The organism is Peribacillus sp. P4_D6 (assembly GCF_056401795.1).
Window position 1 is genome coordinate 1 of record NZ_JBFUIQ010000211.1, and the last position, 4,349, is coordinate 4,349.

Consider the following 4,349-nt stretch of genomic DNA (forward strand, 5'->3'; position numbering starts at 1 on the left):
CATCACTTGTTGTTGTCGATGTTCCAGTTAAGATTTGATATTTACCCATCTTGTCCTGTTGGAAGATAGGAATGACGAACATTCCTTCGACATTATCATTCTTAAGTATATCGTAGCCAATGGCTTGGGACATATTGACTTCATCTACCACTCTTGGCTGGGCACAGCTGCAAAGGAGGGGAAAAGCCAAGATAACAAGAAATAATTTTCTCATGAACGTTTCCTCATTTTCTTTATATAGATAATGACCAAAAGAAGAGGCAAGTATAAAGCAACAAAGAATGCGCCGTATGGATTGATGATTTTACGCAATATATATAGTGAATCGACATCAAAAACAAAAATATTCGTAAGCAGGATTATAATGGACATCCCCCATAATGGATACTTTTGCTGAACATTGAATAAACGCTTGAAACCTCGGCTTGCAGCCCACAAGGAAATGGTCATGTTGGGTATGATAACGATGGCCCACCAAGAAACATCTATATATTCAAATCGTTGAATAAAGGGAAATTCGACAATACTGGTCAATGTCAGCGTCGGCCATATAGTCAGTTCCAACTGTTTTTGTGAATAAAAAACAATTGAAACTAAATAAACGAATACGGTTATTAAGGTTGTTGTTAAGGCCCCTCCATGAGCATATTTTTGTGAAGTTTTAGCATCTTTGATGAACGGATAAAACATCACGATCATTTCAAACCCAAGCATTGTTAATGAAGTACTTCTTGTTCCTTTCAATATATCCAATAGAGTGTGGTGGAAAACAGGAAGCAAATTGGTGAATTCTGAGTATTTCATGGCATAGAATAGGACAAATAAAAGCCAGTATGTCAGAATGGAGCTTAAAAAGGTAATACCCGTAATGGTTCGGAATCCTCCCGTATTTATATAATAAATCAGGATCAGGAAAACCACCGAAAACGCCCAAGATGGTACCTCTTCAAACATCCATACATGTATGACATTTATATAGCTAATCATTACTGTCATCCCTAGGATCAAAAAGTAAAGAATGAATAATAGACTGAAGAAATTCCCGATCCATTTCCCGAATGCTTGATTATTTGCAGAAATGATATCGCCAGGAACGATACTGAAGATTTTATATATGACCCAAATCATTATATGAACGAACAGGCCGGCCAGAAGGATCGAAATCCAGCCGTCCGTTCCCGTTGTCTTCGCTAAAACTCTTTGAAAACTCAAAACGCCTACTCCTGTTTGCATGGAATGCACTAAAAAAAACACATAGAACGGTGACACTTTATACTTTTCATTAACACCAGCTTGGTTCATATGGGACCCTCATTTAGATCATTCATTAAAATCATTTTTTTTGATTCTTGCTTTTTTGGGCAGTGGCTGTCTGGCTCTATCATCTGGACGTAAATTTACAGGCCGCGATTTGAAAAGATTGAAAGGAAGCCGAACAAAGCTGTCTTTCCAATCTTGCATCCGAAATGGGTATATCGGTTCGAGGTACGGGTGTCCCATAGAAGTTAATTTGATAAGGTGGGTCATCAAAAACACGGCTGCTATGGTAATGCCCAGCAGCCCCCAAATTTGGGCCCCGATTAAGAAGGGGAACCGCAGCAGCCGTATGGCATTACCCATTTTATAAATGGGAGTAACAAATGATGCCAATGCCGAGAGGGCAACGATTATCAATAAGATATTACTGGTCAAACCAGCAACAAYGGCTGCTTGACCGATAACGATACCGCCGACGATACCTAATGTCTGGCCTACCTTTGTTGGCAGCCTGGCAGCCGCTTCCCGTAATAACTCAATGGAGATCTCCAGGAATAATGCTTCGATCAATGGCTGAAAAGGTATTAAGTTCCTGGACGTGACGATCGTTTCCAAAAGATCTTTAGGAATCAGTTCATAATGATAGGTCAGCACGGCTACATAAATGGGAGTGGCAAAAATCGAAAAAGCGACCGCGAATATTCTTAATAAACGGAAAGCGGATGCCGGAATCCACGGCATATTATAATCTTCCATGGTGATGAAGTATTCTAACAAAATKGTTGGAGTAATAAGTGCAGAGGATGACCTATCGATTAACAGGGCTACCTTGCCCTCAGCCAATGCACTTGCGATGCGGTCAGGCCTTTCCGTATTTAGAAAAAGGGGAAACAAGGTATTTGAATTATCATATAGCATTTGCGCGAGATAGGACCCGTCCAATATTTCATCAAACTCTACGTCATTGATCCTTTGTATAACATTATCAACATTTTCCTGATCAACGATCCCTTCTATCGATAAAACGGCCACTTTCGTTTTAGACAAGGATCCCACAGTCATTTCATTTACTTGCAATCCAGGGACAGGAAGCCTTTTTCTGACTAAATTCAGATTGATATCAATATCCTCGACAAATGCTTCTTGAGCACTTATGATGCCAAATTCAAGTTCAGGTTTATTAACTTGCCTTCCTTGTTGGGCCGCAACATTGATTAATAGGCATTCATCAAGATTTCCATCTAAACGAAGTGCAATTTCGCCTCTCATGATCCTATCTTCGATTACAACCTTGGTACTGGTGATTAGTGTATTCTCAATAGGAACGTTTTCTTTTATTTGCTCCAAATTTATCGCTTCTAGAGTAGGTATGACAGAAAGAACACTTTTATGAAGATCCTGTGCATCGATCAACGAGCGATAAAAAGAGACCCAATAGCCTACGCCATTATATGTTCCTTGATGGTTAATGAAATCATTGGATGAAGATAGGGTATTGAATAGGTCCCTTACTTCCGAAACGTTATTTAATTCTTCATTTTTTTCGTTTGGTTGATTTGGCTTTTTTTTGAACGTTCTGCGGTTAAACAATGTTGTCACCTCTGCACTAAAGCTTATTATCCTAGCATTTGCAATTTAATTACAAATTAACCATTTTGGATGCTAATGTCGCTCGCTTCAGAAAGGAAATTCATTAAATAAATTAGTGTAAAAGCTGCCTTCATTTCCTTTCGCATAAAAAAATTGTAAATAGAGGAAACTGAGAATATAAAAACCCCATTTAACCAAAGGAGTTCACCATGAAAAGTAAACCCTTGCATATTAAATTGGATCAAAAACAGGATAAATTGAAATCTGAATTGAATATGCAGGATGATGTAGTTTTTAAACAGGTATTCATTCCCGGTTATGAAGTTTCGGGATTATTTGTATTTGTCAATGGAACGATGGATTACCCTGGATTCAATGAGATAGTCCTGGATCTATCGGCTGCCCAGGTTGAAACCAGGCACCCGGTTTCTATCGAACAGCTGGTMATTTCCAAAATCTGTTCAGTCAGGGAACAGGATGTTGAAACATATGAAAAAGCTATAGAGCATATTTTTGACGGGAAAACGCTTTTATTTTTAGATGGAATTGTAAATGGTTATGTCTTGAATCTGGAAAAGGAAAAAGTTCGTACACTGGGTGAACCTTCAACAGAGAGGGTTGTCAGGGGACCGAAGCTTGGGTTTATCGAAAGTCTTCAAGAAAATATCGGCTTGATAAGGCAATATTCGAACCATCCCAACCTTATCGTCCAACAACAGAAGTTCGGGACGATGGAAAAACGGGAAGTTGCATTGATCTATTATGAGGGAAAAGCTAGCGATTCTTTGCTAAAAGAAGTGAATAAACGGATAAATGAAGTGAAAGCTACTGATCTCCAAGACTCGGGGATGCTTGAGGAATTAATTGAAGATACAGCGTTAACCCCTTTCCCACAGATCCAAAATACAGAGCGTCCGGATAAAGTATTGGCTGCACTGCAGGAGGGAAGGGTGGTCATCATGGTTGACGGATCGCCATTTGCTTTGATGGCACCAACGACGATCACGATGCTGCTGCAGTCACCGGATGATTATTATGAAAGGTGGGTAGCGGGTTCTTTTTTACGTATACTTCGCTATTTATCTTTATTTGTTACCGTATTTCTTTCAGGGATTTATATATCCTTGGTTTCGTTCAACCCTGGATTGCTTCCGTCAGAACTGGCGATGACCATCGCGGGTACAAGGGAGAACGTGCCATTTCCGCCGTTTGTTGAAGCCATCATCATGGAAGTAACGATTGAACTGCTTCGCGAAGCAGGTATTCGGCTCCCATCGCCCATTGGTCAAACGGTTGGATTGGTTGGCGGGGTCATTATTGGACAAGCGGCAGTTCAAGCCAATATTGTAAGTTCCCTCATGGTCATAATCGTTTCGATCACGACGATTACCTCTTTTACGGTCCCGCAATATAGCTTTGGACTGGCGTTCAGGGCATTAAGGTTCGGGGCGATGATTTTTGCAGCCGTTTTAGGTTTATACGGAACTACATTATTCTTTATC

3 protein-coding genes and 1 pseudogene are annotated in these 4,349 nt (G+C 40.0%); 1 reads left to right on the top strand and 3 read right to left on the bottom strand.

Features of this window, described 5'->3' with window-relative positions:
* The 3 genes and pseudogenes from AC1DVB_RS25505 to AC1DVB_RS25515 form a co-directional block, all read right to left on the bottom strand.
* Positions 1-214 (bottom strand): annotated as a pseudogene (locus AC1DVB_RS25505) (hypothetical protein); the annotation flags it as partial.
* Positions 211-1,302 (bottom strand): GerAB/ArcD/ProY family transporter, encoded by a 1,092-nt coding sequence (locus tag AC1DVB_RS25510; RefSeq protein WP_057277756.1) that lies wholly within the window; start codon positions 1,300-1,302, stop codon positions 211-213. The pseudogene AC1DVB_RS25505 and the gene AC1DVB_RS25510, both read right to left, overlap by 4 nt.
* 18 nt (positions 1,303-1,320) lie before the next feature.
* The gene (locus tag AC1DVB_RS25515; RefSeq protein ID WP_477591559.1) at positions 1,321-2,847 is read right to left on the bottom strand and encodes a spore germination protein; all 1,527 of its coding nucleotides are present in this window, start codon (positions 2,845-2,847) and stop codon (positions 1,321-1,323) included.
* 209 nt (positions 2,848-3,056) lie between these two features.
* Here AC1DVB_RS25515 and AC1DVB_RS25520 point away from each other — a divergent pair.
* Positions 3,057-4,349 (top strand): spore germination protein (locus tag AC1DVB_RS25520; RefSeq protein ID WP_477591561.1); only part of this gene is annotated, 1,293 nt, incomplete at its 3' end.

Bases quoted from the DNA above. Each gene is read 5' to 3' on its own strand.
- AC1DVB_RS25510 (WP_057277756.1), bottom strand. From the start codon at position 1,302: ATGAACCAAGCTGGTGTTAATGAAAAGTATAAAGTGTCACCGTTCTAT.